This window comes from Halanaerobium kushneri (assembly GCF_900156285.1).
In the GTDB taxonomy this organism is placed as follows: Bacteria; Bacillota; Halanaerobiia; order Halanaerobiales; family Halanaerobiaceae; genus Halanaerobium; species Halanaerobium kushneri.
This window is the reverse complement of the sequence record NZ_FTNC01000028.1, coordinates 17,383-33,047: the sequence shown is the minus strand read 5'-3', so window position 1 is coordinate 33,047 and position 15,665 is coordinate 17,383. Positions and strand designations below refer to the sequence as shown.

16 protein-coding genes and 1 pseudogene are annotated in these 15,665 nt (G+C 28.2%); 16 read left to right on the top strand and 1 reads right to left on the bottom strand.

Translation table 11 applies throughout. The features are described from left to right. Window positions 1-159 precede the first annotated feature (159 nt). The 13 genes from rfbA (at window position 160) to BW929_RS13165 (ending at window position 11,999) form a co-directional block, all read left to right on the top strand. Entirely contained in the window at window positions 160-1,053 is an 894-nt protein-coding gene (gene rfbA / locus BW929_RS13225) for a glucose-1-phosphate thymidylyltransferase RfbA (RefSeq protein ID WP_076545965.1), read from the top strand. A gap of 13 nt (window positions 1,054-1,066) precedes the next feature. Beyond that, window positions 1,067-1,618: a dTDP-4-dehydrorhamnose 3,5-epimerase gene (gene rfbC, locus BW929_RS13220; protein ID WP_076545964.1), complete on the top strand. Its 552-nt coding sequence runs from the start codon at window positions 1,067-1,069 to the stop codon at window positions 1,616-1,618. 21 nt (window positions 1,619-1,639) lie between these two features. After that, window positions 1,640-2,674, top strand: a complete 1,035-nt coding sequence (gene rfbB / locus BW929_RS13215) for a dTDP-glucose 4,6-dehydratase (RefSeq protein ID WP_076545963.1) — start codon at window positions 1,640-1,642, stop codon at window positions 2,672-2,674. Then, the gene (rfbD, locus tag BW929_RS13210) at window positions 2,671-3,528 is read left to right on the top strand and encodes a dTDP-4-dehydrorhamnose reductase (protein WP_076545962.1); all 858 of its coding nucleotides are present in this window, start codon (window positions 2,671-2,673) and stop codon (window positions 3,526-3,528) included. Before rfbB ends, rfbD begins: the two co-directional genes overlap by 4 nt. An 11-nt stretch (window positions 3,529-3,539) precedes the next feature. Next, the gene (locus BW929_RS13205) at window positions 3,540-4,397 is read left to right on the top strand and encodes a glycosyltransferase family A protein (RefSeq protein ID WP_076545961.1); all 858 of its coding nucleotides are present in this window, start codon (window positions 3,540-3,542) and stop codon (window positions 4,395-4,397) included. 136 nt (window positions 4,398-4,533) lie between these two features. After that, the gene (locus BW929_RS13200; RefSeq protein ID WP_076545960.1) at window positions 4,534-4,776 is read left to right on the top strand and encodes a glycosyltransferase family protein; all 243 of its coding nucleotides are present in this window, start codon (window positions 4,534-4,536) and stop codon (window positions 4,774-4,776) included. Between the two features lie 565 nt (window positions 4,777-5,341). Continuing rightward, complete coding sequence (gene gmd / locus BW929_RS13195; RefSeq protein WP_076545959.1) at window positions 5,342-6,385, top strand: GDP-mannose 4,6-dehydratase; 1,044 nt, start codon at window positions 5,342-5,344, stop codon at window positions 6,383-6,385. Between the two features lie 25 nt (window positions 6,386-6,410). Beyond that, complete coding sequence (fcl, locus tag BW929_RS13190) at window positions 6,411-7,337, top strand: GDP-L-fucose synthase (RefSeq protein ID WP_076545958.1); 927 nt, start codon at window positions 6,411-6,413, stop codon at window positions 7,335-7,337. Window positions 7,338-7,354: 17 nt separating this feature from the next. Beyond that, window positions 7,355-8,131 carry a glycosyltransferase family 2 protein gene (locus BW929_RS13185; protein ID WP_076545957.1) on the top strand — a complete coding sequence of 259 codons (777 nt, stop codon included), beginning with the start codon at window positions 7,355-7,357 and terminating at the stop codon, window positions 8,129-8,131. Window positions 8,132-8,160: 29 nt separating this feature from the next. Then, the gene (locus BW929_RS13180; RefSeq protein WP_076545956.1) at window positions 8,161-9,399 is read left to right on the top strand and encodes an O-antigen ligase family protein; all 1,239 of its coding nucleotides are present in this window, start codon (window positions 8,161-8,163) and stop codon (window positions 9,397-9,399) included. Window positions 9,400-9,419: 20 nt separating this feature from the next. Then, window positions 9,420-9,908 carry an LbetaH domain-containing protein gene (locus tag BW929_RS13175; protein WP_200805252.1) on the top strand — a complete coding sequence of 163 codons (489 nt, stop codon included), beginning with the start codon at window positions 9,420-9,422 and terminating at the stop codon, window positions 9,906-9,908. A gap of 58 nt (window positions 9,909-9,966) precedes the next feature. Next, window positions 9,967-11,079: a glycosyltransferase family 4 protein gene (locus BW929_RS13170; protein WP_076545955.1), complete on the top strand. Its 1,113-nt coding sequence runs from the start codon at window positions 9,967-9,969 to the stop codon at window positions 11,077-11,079. A 14-nt stretch (window positions 11,080-11,093) separates the two neighbouring features. Beyond that, a complete protein-coding gene (locus tag BW929_RS13165; protein ID WP_076545954.1) occupies window positions 11,094-11,999 on the top strand; it encodes a sulfotransferase family protein in 906 nt (301 codons plus the stop codon). Between the two features lie 52 nt (window positions 12,000-12,051). Here BW929_RS13165 and BW929_RS15685 read toward each other — a convergent pair. Further along, window positions 12,052-12,244: pseudogene (locus BW929_RS15685) on the bottom strand (IS256 family transposase); the annotation flags it as partial. A gap of 207 nt (window positions 12,245-12,451) precedes the next feature. Here BW929_RS15685 and BW929_RS13160 point away from each other — a divergent pair. Genes BW929_RS13160 through BW929_RS13150 form a run of 3 tightly spaced genes read left to right on the top strand, consistent with a single transcriptional unit; the run spans window position 12,452 to window position 15,649 of the window. Continuing rightward, window positions 12,452-13,573 carry a glycosyltransferase family 4 protein gene (locus BW929_RS13160; RefSeq protein WP_076545953.1) on the top strand — a complete coding sequence of 374 codons (1,122 nt, stop codon included), beginning with the start codon at window positions 12,452-12,454 and terminating at the stop codon, window positions 13,571-13,573. A 13-nt stretch (window positions 13,574-13,586) separates the two neighbouring features. Further along, the gene (locus BW929_RS13155) at window positions 13,587-14,531 is read left to right on the top strand and encodes an NAD-dependent epimerase/dehydratase family protein (RefSeq protein WP_076545952.1); all 945 of its coding nucleotides are present in this window, start codon (window positions 13,587-13,589) and stop codon (window positions 14,529-14,531) included. A gap of 41 nt (window positions 14,532-14,572) precedes the next feature. Next, window positions 14,573-15,649, top strand: a complete 1,077-nt coding sequence (locus tag BW929_RS13150) for a mannose-1-phosphate guanylyltransferase (protein WP_076545951.1) — start codon at window positions 14,573-14,575, stop codon at window positions 15,647-15,649. Window positions 15,650-15,665 lie beyond the last annotated feature (16 nt).

Here is a 15,665-nt window from a genome sequence, read left to right as displayed (position 1 = left end):
ACGACTCAATCGAAAGAGAAAATCAACTGCTGCATAAAACACCTCGGACTACAAAAGTATTTTTAAAATTTACTTGACTTTTCAGAAACAATGCATCCCAGGTTATATTTTTAAAAAAATAAATGGTGATAAATAATATTTAAATTGTGAGGTGTTCAAATGTCGAATAAAAAAACAAAAGGAATAATACTTGCTGGTGGCTCTGGAACAAGATTATACCCTTTAACATTAGTCACAAGCAAACAACTTTTACCAGTTTATGATAAACCAATGATCTATTATCCACTATCAATATTAATGTTGGCTGGTATTCAAGAGATACTTATTATCTCAACTCCAGAAGATCTTCCTCGATTTGAAGAACTTTTAGGAGACGGAAGTCAATTTGGAATAGAATTAAATTATGAAGTGCAGCCTTCACCAGATGGACTTGCTCAGGCATTTATAATTGGAGAAGAATTTATAGGTGATGATAATGTAGCCATGATATTAGGAGATAATATTTTCTATGGTAATCATTTAACTTCTTTACTTAAAGAAGCTGTTAATAATAAAGATAGAGCCACAGTTTTTGGTTATTATGTAGATGATCCCGAACGCTTTGGAATAGTTGATTTTGATAAAGAAGGTCAGGTTACTTCTATTGAAGAAAAACCTGATGACCCTAAGTCTAATTATGCTGTAACAGGATTATATTTTTATGATAATCGAGTAGTTGATTATGCTAAAAATTTAGAACCAAGTTATCGGGGAGAACTTGAGATAACTGATCTAAATAAAATATATCTAGAAGAAGGAGACCTTGATGTTCAGCTCTTGGGAAGAGGATTTGCCTGGTTAGACACCGGCAAAATGGATACTCTTTTAGAAGCAGCAGAATTTGTTAGAACAATAGAACATCGTCAGGGAATTAAAATTTCTGCTTTAGAGGAAATTGCCTATCGTAATGATTGGATAGATAAAGAAACTTTATTGGATTCAGCTGAAAAATATGGTAATTCTCCTTACGGACAGTTTTTAAAAAAGGTAGCAGATGGTAAAATAAGATATTAATTTGAGGTGTAGTATGGAACTAATCAAAACTGAGATTGATGATTTATATATAATTGAACCACAGGTTTTTGAAGATAATAGAGGCTGGTTTATGGAAAGTTATTCAGCTCAGAAATTTAAAGAATTAGGTATAGATATAGAATTTATTCAGGATAATCATTCTCTATCAAAAGAAAAGGGAGTTTTGAGAGGTTTGCATTTTCAGCTAGAACCCAAAGCACAGATTAAATTAGTTCGCTGTACTCAGGGAAAGATTTATGATGTTACAGTTGACTTAAGGGAAGGTTCACCTACATATAAAAAGTGGGTTGGAGTAGAATTAAGCGCTGAGAATAAAAAACAATTTTTAATACCTAAAGGATTTGCTCATGGATTTTTAACCTTAAGTGAGAATGCAGAGGTTCAGTATAAAGTTGATGAATATTATGCTCCTGAATATGATAGAAGTATTAGATTTGATGACCCAGAAATTAGTGTTGACTGGGATATTGATAAACCTGTTTTATCAGATAAAGATAAAAATGCACCTTTATTAAAAAATAGTGACTGCAACTTTAAATATTAAGATAAGTGAGGTTTTAAATAAATGAAGATTTTAGTGACTGGAGGAGCCGGATTTATTGGCAGTAATTTTATATTTTATATGCTTGATCAGCATCCTGATTATGATATTGTTTGTCTTGATGCTTTAACTTATGCAGGTAACTTAGAAACATTAGAACATGTAATGGATAATGATAATTTCAAATTTATCAAAGGTGATATTAGAGACAGAGACTTTATTTTTGATTTATTTAAAAAAGAAAATTTTGATATGGTTGTTAACTTTGCTGCTGAATCTCATGTTGATCGTTCAATTAAAGATCCAGGAGTATTTTTAGAGACTAATATCCTGGGAACTCAGGTTTTAATGGCTGCCTGTAGAGAATATGGTATAAAAAGATTTCATCAGGTATCTACTGATGAGGTATATGGTGATTTACCATTAGATAAACCGGATTTAATGTTTACAGAAGAAACTTCAATAACTACTTCTTCACCTTATTCTGCTTCTAAAGCTTCTGCTGATTTATTAGTTGAAGCCTATCATAGAACTTTTAATTTGCCAGTGACTATTTCGCGTTGCTCTAATAATTATGGTCCTTATCAGTTTCCAGAAAAATTAATACCATTAATGATTTCAAAAGCTTTAGCAGAAGAAGAACTACCTGTTTATGGAAAGGGAGAAAATGTTAGAGACTGGTTATATGTGAAAGATCATTGTGAGGCTATAGATCTTATTTTACATAAAGGTCAACAAGGAGAAGTCTATAATATAGGTGGTCATAATGAAAGAAGTAATTTAGAAGTTGTAAAAACTATTTTAAATGAACTTGATAAACCAGAATCTTTAATTACTTTTGTTGAAGATAGGGCCGGGCATGATCTAAGATATGCCATTGATCCTACTAAAATATCAGAAGAATTAGATTGGGAACCGACAATTTTATTTGATCAAGGCATAAAAAAAACAATTAAGTGGTATCTTGATAATGAAGAATGGTGGCAGAATATTCTTAGTGGCGAATATCAGGATTATTATCAAAAGATGTATGGAGATAAGCAGGGTGATAAAAGATGAAAGTCTTAGTAACTGGTGCTGATGGTCAGTTAGGTTATGATGTGGTTGAGAAATTAAATGAAGAAAACATTGAATATTTAGGTGTAGACAAAGAAGATTTTGATTTAACTAATGAACAAGAAACTAAAGACTTCATTTTAGATTATGCACCTGATGTAATTATCCACTGTGCTGCTTATACTGATGTTGATCAGGCTGAAGTGGAAAGAAATCTCTGTTATCAAGTTAATGTAGAAGGAACAAGGTATGTAACTGAAGCTGCTAAAGAATTAGATGCTAAAATGCTTTATATTAGTACTGATTATGTTTTTGATGGCCAAGGTGAAAAACCTTTTGAAGTGACAGCTCCTCCTAACCCCATTAATTATTATGGTGAAACTAAATATCAGGGTGAGCAGAAGATACAGAAATTATTAGATAAATATTTTATTGTTAGAACTTCCTGGGTTTTTGGTGAGCATGGTGAAAATTTTGTAAAGACTATGCTTAAATTAGGTGAGGAAAGAGATGAAATATCAGTTGTTGCTGATCAATATGGATCACCTACTTATACTGGTGATTTAGCAGAATTAATAATTGATATGATAAAAACTGATAAGTATGGAATTTATCATGCAACCAATGAAGGATTTTGCAACTGGTATAAGTTTGCAAAAGAGATATTTAAGGCTGCAAATATTGAAGTTAAGGTTAAACCAGTTAGTAGTGATGAGTTTAAGACCAAGGCTGAAAGACCTAAAAATTCTCGTTTATCAAAAAAAATATTAAAAATAAGTGGTTTTAGTTTACTAGTTTCTTATAAAAGCACTATTAGACATTTTATAAATAGATTGTTTTTAATGAAAAGTAATTAGGATGTGATTTTTTGTTTACTATTTCTATACCAATTTATAAATATAAAAAAGTATTCCCTCAAACTTTAAAAGCCTTAGAAAAACTTGATCAAAATTTAATCCAAGAAATAAATTGTTATATAGAACCAACTGAGGATGTTGAACTTATTCTAAGCAAAATTCATAATACTTCACTAAATATAAATATTTTTTTAAATGATTCGGTAAAGGGGATGGTTAATAATTGGAATCAATGCATTCAAAACTGTAGTTCTGATTATTTAATAATCAATCATGATGATGATATTTTGTTACCAGGTATATTAGATAAATATAGGAAAATAGACAATGAATATCCAGAAATTGCTTTAATATCATCAGAACAAAAAATTAAAGGATATCCTATTAAAAACTTTATTAAAAGTTTATTTTATTTCAAAGATAGCATTAATTATTATGATAAAGGTGAAATTTCAAAATTCATTCAAAATGACTTTACATTACCCTGTAGCAGTGTAGCTTTTAATCTTAAATTATTAAAAGATAATTATTTATTTTCTAATTCTTACTCTTATTCTGCTGATGAAGAATTATGGCCAAGAATACTGAAAAATTTTCCAATAGTGAAAGTTAAAAGCCCTTTAATAATTAGAACTTTAAACGATGAAAATCATGAATTCGATACTTGGAATGAGCCAGATTTCATAAAACAATATTTGCTTATTAGAAAGGATATTTTTATTTATTCAAATAGAAATATGGATGTTTTCAATTATTTATATAATAAACTAACTCCAACTTTTAAACATATAGAAGATATTTCAGGTATTAATATTAATTACTCAAAATGGTTAAATTATTTTAAAAAAATTTGTAATATAAAATTTTAATTCAATGACTTTTTAAAAAATAGGTGTTTAAATAATTACACCACTAATCATAGCAAGCGTTATAGGAAGTAGATTCTGGTTATTAATTTTAAAAGTGAAATTAAAACAATTTTAAACTTATGATGTTAGTATAAATATGATTCAGCTAACTCTAGATATAATTAATAAGATTGCTGATTATGATCAGATATTTGTTGCTACTGGTAAAGATTATGCAATAGATGTTAAAAAATATCTGCTAGAAATACCTTCAGCAAATATAAGTATAGAACCAATGCACAAAAATACATCTGCCTGTATTGATCTGGATTTCTTATATATTGAAAAAATAACCGGAGACTGTAATGACCATTCTTCCTGCTTATCATGTAATAATTAATAATCAGGAGTTTATAGAAAATCTAAAAAAAGCGGAAGAAATTACAGAAACTGAATCTAATCTAGTTATAATTGGGATTGAAAATTCAAAACCAGAAACATGTTATGGCTACATAAACTACGGTTAGCAAAAATCAAAAAATAGGTCAAAGCAAATAATTTCACTGAAAAACCGGGCTATAAAAGAGTAGTTCATTTTTTAAAATCAGATAATTATCTTTGGAACAGCGGTATATTTATCTGGAAAGTAAAAACAATTAGAGAAATGTTCGGAAAATATATGTCGGAACTTGATCAGGCTTTAGAAAAATAAAAAAAGTATTAGAAAGTTCAGAAACAGATAAAGTAATTAAAATTGAATTCAAAAAATTAGATAGTATTTCAATATAATATGGAATACTAGAAAAAGTAGATAATATCTATGTTGTACCCGGCAGTTTTAAATGGGATGATGTAGGCAGTTTTAGTCTGTAATAAAGATAATGACCAGCATGTAAAAGAGTTGTAAGAAATACTGGTTGAAAAAGAGCTAAATAAGTTATTATAATTTGGGGGATAATTAAATAATGAAAAAAGCATTAATTACAGGAATAACAGGGCAGGATGGTTCATACTTAGCTGAATTATTATTAGAAAAAGGATACGAAGTTCACGGAATAATAAGAAGATCTTCTACATTTAACACCCAAAGAATTGATCATATCTATCAGGATCCACATGAAGAAAATATAAGATTAAAACTTCATTATGGTGATATGACTGATTCCAGCAATTTAAGTCGTTTAGTAGAAAAAATAAATCCAGATGAAATATATAACCTTGCAGCTCAGAGTCATGTAGGTACTTCTTTTGAAATACCAGAATATACAACAGATGTAGATGCAATGGGGACTTTAAGATTACTTGATGCAATTAAAGAATCTGAAGTGGATTGTAAATTCTATCAGGCTTCTACCAGTGAATTGTATGGAGAAGTTCAAGAAGTTCCTCAGACAGAGAAAACACCTTTTTATCCAAGAAGTCCCTATGCTGCAGCTAAGCTTTATGCTTATTGGATAGTTAAAAACTATCGTGAGGCTTATGATCTTTTTGCTGTGAATGGTATTTTATTTAATCATGAATCACCAAGAAGAGGTAAAAGATTTGTAACCAGAAAGATAACAAGAGCTGTTGCCAGAATAACAAAAGGTAAACAGGATAAAATATATTTAGGTAATATGAATGCTAAAAGAGACTGGGGGTATGCCGAAGACTATGTTAAGATGATGTGGATGATGTTACAGCATGATACTCCAGAAGATTTTGTGATAGCAACAGGAGAAACTCATACAGTAAGAGAATTTGTAGAAGCTGCCTTTAGCCATGTTGATGTTGAGATAGAATGGCAGGGTGAAGGTGTAGATGAAAAGGGTATAGATAAAGATACTGGTAAAGTATTAGTAGAAGTTGATCCTAAATACTTTAGGCCAACAGAAGTTGATTTATTAATAGGAGATCCTAGCAAAGCTAAAGAAGAACTGGGCTGGGAACCAGAAGTTAAATTTAAAGAATTAGTACAGTTAATGGTTCAATCTGACTTAGAAGCAATAGAAAAACACGGAGATATTTAATATCAAAGTGAAAGGTGTGTTATAGATGGAAAAAGATGCAAAGATATATGTAGCCGGTCATAGAGGTTTAGTTGGCTCAGCTATAATGAGAAATCTAAAAAAAGAAGGATATAATAATTTAGTCTATAGAACTTCTTCTGAACTTGATTTAAGAAGGCAGGAAAAAGTAGAAGAATTTTTCAAAGAAGAAAGACCTGAGTATGTAATTTTAGCAGCTGCTAAAGTTGGTGGTATCCAGGCTAACGATAATTACTCAGCAGAATTTTTATATGATAACTTAATGATAGAAAGCAATGTAATAGAAGCAGCCTATCAAAATGATGTTAAGAAGTTATTGTTTTTAGGTAGTTCCTGTATCTATCCTAAATATGCTGATCAGCCAATGAAAGAAGAATATCTTCTTTCTGGAAAACTTGAATCTACAAATGAAAGCTATGCAGTAGCTAAAATAACAGGTATTAAACTTTGTGAACATTACAATAAACAGTATGGAACTAATTTCATTTCTGCAATGCCTACCAATCTTTATGGACCTAATGATAATTTTGATTTAGAAACTTCTCATGTCTTACCAGCTCTAATTAGAAAGTTTCATGAGGCAAAGGTTAATGATGAAGATGAAGTTGTTATCTGGGGTACAGGTAAACCTAAGAGAGAATTTTTACACGTTGATGATCTGGCAGATTCTTTATTATTTTTAATGAATAATTATGATAGAAATCAGTTTGTTAATGTTGGAGTAGGGAAGGATATTTCCATTTTGGAACTTGCTCAACTAATTAAAAATATAGTTGGTTTTGAAGGTGAGATAGTTAATGACTTATCTAAACCTGATGGTACCCCAAGAAAATTATTAGATGTTACTAGACTTAATGATTTAGGCTGGGAAGCTCAGATATCATTGGAAGAAGGAATTAAAGATACTTATCAGTGGTTTAAAGAAAATTATTAGTTTGTGAGGTTATAATATTGAGTGAAAATAATCCGAAACCATTAGTTTCAATAATTACTGTTTGTTATAATAGTGAAAAACATATTAGAGATACCATAGAATCAGTATTAAATCAGACTTATGATAATATTGAATATATTATAGTTGATGGTGATTCAACAGATAACACTTTGGATATTATAAAAGAGTATGAGGCAAAATTTAATGGTAGATTAAAATGGATATCTAAGCCAGATGATGGTATTTATGATGCTATGAATAAAGGCATTAGTATGGCAAATGGAGAGATTATAGGTATTGTTAATAGTGATGATTGGTATGAGATAGATGCTGTTGAAGCTGTTGTCAAGATTTTTACCAAAAATAGAAATGTTGGTTTAGTACATGGTAATATGGCAAAATATAATGATAAAGATGTTCTTTATAAAATTCATAAAAAGAGGAAAAGTAAGTTTGATTTTTCTGAAAAAGTTCCCTATAATCATCCAACATGCTTTGTTAAAAAGTGGGTTTATGAAAAAATTGGTTTATTTGAATTAGAGTTTAAAACTGCTTCTGATTATGACTTTATGTTGAAAGTTTATAATTCAGATATTGAAACTGTCTATATTAATAAATTAATTTCTAATTTTAGAACGGTGGGAGTAACGTCTACTAGTTTTTTTCCTGCTGTTGTTCAGGGGTATAAAATTTTAAAAGAAAACAATTATAATATTATAATTATCTATATTTCTTTATTCTATAGACTATTCAGAAGTTTTTTAACTTTTTTATATAAACACTTAATAGATTGATAAATTATTTAATTATTTGAGGGATTATTTTGATTATTAAAAAGAAATTTTTAACCCACATATTAATATTTTTATATGTCTTTACTATAAGTTGGGTAGATACTTTTTCTTTAGGAGATTGGTTTCCATTACATGTTTTAATTGGAAGTGCTATATTTTTTATATTTTTTATAAAAACACTTTTAAGAAATGGAAAAATAAATTTTAATGTAATTAATGTAGACGATTTATTTTTATTAATTGCTATATTTGGGATGTTAACTTCATCTTTATTTAATAGTAATATTAAGTCTATAAATTATATTATGGCTTATTTATATGTTTTTTTAATAGGTTATTTAAGTTTAAAAATCATTTTTTTTCAAACTATTAGTTTCAAATCATTATTGAGGTTTAATTTTCTTGGAGTTTTATTTGTCAGTATATTTAGTGTTATTGAGTTTTTTTTAGAATTATTTTTCAAAATAAATATACAAACTTTACTACCTCGTCATAAAGAGGCAAAAGCTGTCTATATGGGGATTTCTAGATCCTATGCGTTTTCTCCTGAACCAGGGGTTGTTGCTTTTTATTTTACTACATTAGCACCTATTGCTGTTTGGTATTTATGGTCATTTAGTCGAATCAAAAAAATTAATAAGGTCTTATTAAGTTTAATTATGTTAAGTGGTTGGTTAAGTACCTTTTCGGCCGCGGGACTTGTTTTTTTACCACTAAGTTTTTTTATTTCTACTTTTATAATTTTATTTTTAAATAAGAAGAATATAACAATTTCAAAAAATAGACTAATGTATATTTGGATATTAATCATCATTATATTTATTTTGTTTTATTTTAATATAGATGTAATTAGTTATTATTTCAGAGGTATATACGATAAAGTTACATTTAGAAATATTAGTTCAGGTCAGGATAGATTGTCAAGATGGGTTTATGGACTCAATAATATAAAAGACAATTTATTATTTGGTACAGGTTTAGGTAATACTTCTGTTCAAGGAAGAGGTAGTACTACCAATTGGTATATGTTTTTAACTCTTGAGGGTGGGATTATTTCTTCATTTCCAATTTTCATATTTTTATTACTATCATTTATTAGAATATTTAAATCTAATATTAAAGGAAAGATATTTTTTTTAACGGGGTTTATTGGTGGAACAATGCATTTTCTTGTGATATCTACATTTCAACATTCTTTTTTATGGTTATTACTTATTATCTTTTCGGTTTACAATGAAGAGATTATTTATAAGATTGAGTCAAATTAAATTTTTGAGAAAGGTTTAACATGAATACATTATTAGATAAAATAAAAAAAGACTTTAAAATAAATAGTTTTAAATCAGGAATAATTCTATTTTTTTATAGATTGAGAAACTATACATTTTTAAAAGATAAAAAAATCATGTTATTAATTTTAAATTATTTTTATAAATTACTAAAAGTTATACTAAATATTAATTCTCAAATTTCTTACAAAGCTAAAATTGGTTCAAACATCAGAATGCCACATATGGGCCAAGGAGTTGTTATTTCTTCTAAATCTATTATTGGTAATAATGTTACGATATTTCATCAGGTAACAATAGGGATTAATGAAAATTTAAAAGGGAAAAACCAAGAGATATACATTGGAAATAATTGTTATATTTCTGCAGGAGCTAAAATTATTTCATCAAAAATGGGAGATAATGTTGTGGTTGGGCCAAATGCAGTAGTATATAAGGATGTTGAAAATGATTCAGTTGTTTTGAACCAAGTTTTGTATAGAAAGTAAATATATTTAACTTTAGTAATTAACTAAATATTATTTATAAAAAAGGCTGTGAATTGATTTGGCTAAAATAATACATATAATAAACAAAATAACTATTACAAGCATTCCATTTGAATTAGCAAATTCATTAAGCAAATCAGACGATGTGATTATTATTTCTCTCTATGATAGCAATCAAGATATTAAAAATATAAAAAAAATCATTAACATAAATCTAGAGGTTATACCTATAAATATGAAAACTAAGCTTGATTATAAAAAAGTAATTTCATTATTTAAAATATTAAAATCTATCAAACCTAATATTATTCATACGCATCATACTTTATCAGGGTTTTTAGCTCGAATAATTTCTAAAATACTTGGTGATATTAAAGTCGTTACAACGATACATACCGATATAAGATTTATTTCTTGGTATCAGAAGTTTTTAAGATTATCAACATTAAATTTTGCAGATCAGATTGTTTTTAATTCTAACAATACAAAAAAAGCTTTTACTAAGTGGGATAAATTTTTATCTAAAAACTTAAAAAGAAAAATAATTTATAATGGAGTTGATATAGATAAAATTTTAGAAGGAGAAAATAATAATTTTATTAGAAAAGTTTATAAAATAGAGAAAGAAAAAGATTTTGTTATTGGAACAGTAGGAAGATTGGAAGAAGTAAAAGATCATAGAACCTTAATTAAAGCCTTTAGTATTTTTATAAAAAAGTATCCCGACTCTAAATTAATTATTGTAGGTTCAGGTTCTCAACTGAAAGATTTAATCAAGTTATCTAATAAGTTAGATATTAATGACAAAGTTATTTTTACAGGGTTATTAGCCAGAGAAAGTGTTTATAAAGTAATAAATGAATTAGATCTTTTTGCAATTACTTCAAAATATGAAGGTTTTTGTAACGCTATGGTAGAAGCAATGGTTGCTGAAAATGCTATTATTGCCTCAAATATTGAACCTTTACCCGAAGTTTTAGGAAAAAATAACGGAGTCTTTTTTGACCCGGGAAATGCTGAAGACTTAGCAGATAAAATATTTCATTTATATCAAAGTTCTAAAAAAAGAAAAGACTTAGCTAGAAAAGCTAAAGAATATGCTATTGCTAATTATTCTTTAGAGAAATGTGTTGATGAATATAAAAAAGTTTATCAAGAATTATTGAGTTAGTGGGTGTTAAATAATTGAAAACCATTGTTTATATAGCTGGATATGGAAGAAGTGGATCTACTTTATTAGAAAGAATTTTAGGCAGTAACAAAAAATTATTCGGACTTGGAGAGGTAAAATTTTTATTTAATTCTTTAATGGATAATGATTCATATTGTTCTTGTGGAGAGAAAATATTAAAATGTGATTATTGGAGTAAAGTAATTAAAGAAACTAATTTAAATGATATTAATTATTTACAGGAACTTGAAAGACTTAGAAGAAAAAATGAATATTTACATACTATAATTTTTAATAACAAAAATGAATATACTGAAATATTAAATGATCTTTATAAAAGCTTTATTGAATACACTCCGACTGAAACAAAATATGTTATAGACTCTTCTAAAACGGCTAGAGATTCTTTTTTTAGACCCTTTATATTATCAAAAAATTTAAATGTGAAAGTAATTCACTTAGTTAGAGATGGCAGAGGTTGCATGTGGTCTAATATTAAAGGTTCTAATAGAAAAATAGAAAAAGGTTTAGATCCTAAATTAAAGTTTCCATCTTTAAGAACTGCTATCAGTTGGTCACTTGCTAATTTATCTCCTCAAATTTTTCAATACAAATATAGCAATAATTATATCAGAGTAAAATATGAAGATTTTGTTGAAAATCCTGATAAATCATTAAGTAGAATTTCTAAATATTTAGATGTTGATTTATCAGAGCAAATAAATATGCTTAAGAAACAAAAAGAAATTCCATTAGGTCATCAACTTGCCGGTAATCGTTTGCGAAATAAGAAAAAAATTATTCTTAGAAATGACGATGAATGGAAAGAAAAATTAAATTTATATAATCGCTTAGTTTTTACTTTTTTTTCCTGGCCTTTTGCTTTAAAATATAAATATTTTTTTAATGAAAAGAAATAATAATTATTGGTCTTCCAATTAAAGATAACGTCAAGTATTTTGTGTAAATAAATTAATATCTTTCTTCAAGTAGTTGAATTAGTGTATCTCTTGCAGCTGAAAATCCTTTTAATCTTCGTTCTTACCACTTAGAATTGTAGTTTAAAATCTTAAGATAGAGTATTTTTTTCTTCTGCTTCTTTATTGGCTCTTTTAATCCAGTTTGTTGTATAAACTGATTTCTGAATACTGTCTGGATATTTATACAACTCATTGTAAATTATTCAATTAAATGGATTACAATAGAGAAGATTTTATTTTTTTATAGAATTATTAGATATTATCAGTAAAGATTTACTCATGATGATAACTTTTCATTGGTAAAGTAATGCCAAGATATATTTCTGATAAATCATATTAAAGTTTGTCCAAAAATTAGAGGTGCTAGGTCAATTACTGAAGGTGGGTTATTTATGAATAATAGACTAGTAATAATATCGAATATATCTACTTCTCTAATTAACTTTAGAGGAGAATTAATAAAAAAATGGATTGATTTAGGTTATGAAGTTTATACATTAGCTCCAGGATATAACGATAATCACAAAGAAATTTTAGAGAGTTGGAAAGCGAAGACTGTAGAATATAATCTAAATAGAAGCGGTCTCAATCCATTTAAAGATTTAAAATCATTGATTAATTTATCTAATAAGATTAAAGAAATAGATCCAGATTATATTTTTTCTTATACAATTAAACCAGTGGTGTTTTCTTCCTTAATTAGTAAACAAATAGATTTAAAAGGTATGTATTCTTTAATTCCAGGTCTTGGTTATGCTTTTAATGATGGTGGTTTAAAAAATAAAATAGTAAATAAAGTAGCAGTTTTTTTATATAAAATTTCATTAAGTAATAATGATAAAGTGTTTTTTCAAAATCCTGATGATTTAGATCTTTTTGTAAGTTTAAATTTAATTAGTAAAGATAAAACAGTTTTAGTTAATGGTTCAGGAGTTGATACAGAAAAATTTTATAATACTGATCCGCAGAAAGAGAAAATATCATTTCTAATAATGGCTAGATTACTTAAAAGTAAAGGGATAAAACATTATATTGAAGCTGCAAGGATTATTAAAAAAGAATACCCTGATGTAGAATTCAACATTTTAGGTTCACCTGGTTCTGGACCGGATGCAGTTTCTTTAGATTATGTAAAAAAAGCTGACCAGGATAATATAATAAATTATCCTGGTCGAGTAGAAGATGTAAAACCATTTATAGCTAAAAATAGTATTTATGTTTTACCTTCGTATTATCGAGAAGGTACTCCTAGATCTATTTTAGAAGCTATGTCAATGGGGAAGCCTATAATAACAACTGATAACCCTGGATGTCGTGAGACAGTAAACGAAGGACAAAACGGTTTTTTAATACCAATTAAAAATCATAAAATCCTAGCAGATAAAATGAGGTACTTTATCGAAAACAAAAATGAAATTGTAAGAATGGGTAAAAAAAGCAGAAAAATTGCTGAAGAAAAGTATAATGTACATAGGGTAAATCAAAAAATTATACAAGAGATGAATTTAGAATAGTTGGGGGATAACTATGAAATCATTAGTAACAGGTACAGCAGGATTTATAGGTTCAACATTAACAGAAAAATTACTTAAAAAAGGTCATCAGGTAATAGGAGTAGATTGTTTTATAAATTATTATGCCCGCTCATTAAAAGAAAATAATATGAGCTCTTTTATAGAGCATGAGAACTTTACTTTAATAGAAGAAAACTTAAATGATCTTGATTTAAAAGAATTGCTAAAAGATGTAGACTACATATTTCATCAAGCAGCACAGGCCGGAGTTCGTTCAAGTTGGGGAGAAGACTTTGAAATTTATACCCACAACAATATAATGGGTACTCAAAGACTATTGGAAGCCTCTAAAGAAAGTGATATTAAAAAGTTTGTTTATGCTTCTTCATCATCAGTCTATGGTGATACAGATCAGTTGCCGATGAAGGAAACAAACAGATTACAGCCAGTTTCTCCTTATGGAGTTTCTAAACTTGCTGGAGAAAACTTATGTTATTTATATTATAAAAACTTCAATGTACCAACAGTCTCCTTAAGATATTTTACTGTCTTTGGAGAAAGACAGAGACCGGATATGGCTTTTCATATTTTTATTAAAGCTATCTTGCAGGATAAAAAGCTAACTATCTTCGGAGATGGTAAACAGTCAAGAAACTTTACCCATGTTCAGGATATTGTTAAAGCTAATATTCTAGCAGCAGAAAGTGACTTTTCTGGAGAAATTTTTAATATTGGTGGAGATGGTAAAAGAGTAGTTCTAAATGAAGCTATAGATTTAATGGAAGAGATCATAGGTAAGAAAGCAAATAGAGAATACCAGAAGGTTGTTAAAGGTGATGTAAAACATACTTCTGCTGATACATCTAAAGCTAAAGAAATGCTTGAATATGAGCCTGAGGTTAAGTTTGAAGAAGGACTTGAGCGTGAGGTAGAATTTTTAAAAAATTTATATCAGTAAATAAATTTTAGTTTATACTTTTCCATCTGGAGTGATTTTAAATGATAACAGCACTAATAATGGCTGGAGGAGAGGGAACTAGATTCTGGCCTTTAAGCCGAAAAGATAATCCTAAACAATTTTTAAAATTAAATGATGATCAAAAAACAATGCTGCAGGAAACTGTAGAAAGAATAAAAGAACTTGTACCGATAGAACAGGTCTTTATAGCTACTAATGAAGCTTATCAGGAAGCTATTAAAAAACAGATTGATGGAATACCTTCAGAAAATATAATAGTAGAACCAATGAAGAGAAATACTGCTGCTTGTATAGGCCTTTCTTCAGTAGTTATAGAAAATAAATATCCCGGTTCTACAATGATTGTTTTACCTGCAGATCATTTAATCAAAGATAAAAATAAATTTATTGATATTTTATCTAAAGCAGTAATGACAGCTTCAACTGGTAAAAATCTTGTTACTCTAGGTATAAAACCAAACCATCCCGAAACAGGTTATGGATATATTCATTATGGTAATCACTTACATACAATAGATGAAGATCAGGTATTTGAAGTTCAAAACTTTACTGAAAAGCCTGATCTCGATACAGCTAAAGAATTTTTAGAGGATGGTAATTATCTTTGGAACAGTGGCATGTTTATCTGGCAGCTGGACAGCATCTTATATAATATAGAAAAACATCTGCCTGAGATTTATGAGTCTTTATTAAAGATAAAAAACGCTTTAGGAACAGATTCAGAAAAGAAAGTTATAGAAAACGAATTTGAGCAGATGGAAAGCGTATCTATAGATTATGGAATCATGGAAAAAGCAGAAAATATATTTGTTATTCCTGGGTCTTTTGGCTGGGATGATTTAGGGAGCTGGCCGGCACTGGAGAGAGTGAAAAAGGTAGATGATAATGGTAATGTAGTAGTGGGTAAACACTATGGTATAGATACCACTAATTCTATTATTCACAGTCCTAATAAGGTAGTAACTACCATTGGCCTTGATGGTGTAGTTATAGTGGATACAGAGGATGCTATATTAATCTGTGATAAGAAAAGAGCACAAGAAGTAAAAGAGATTAGAAATATTTTAGCAAATGATGGTTTAAAAGATTGCTTATAAATTGTTAGGAGGGTCA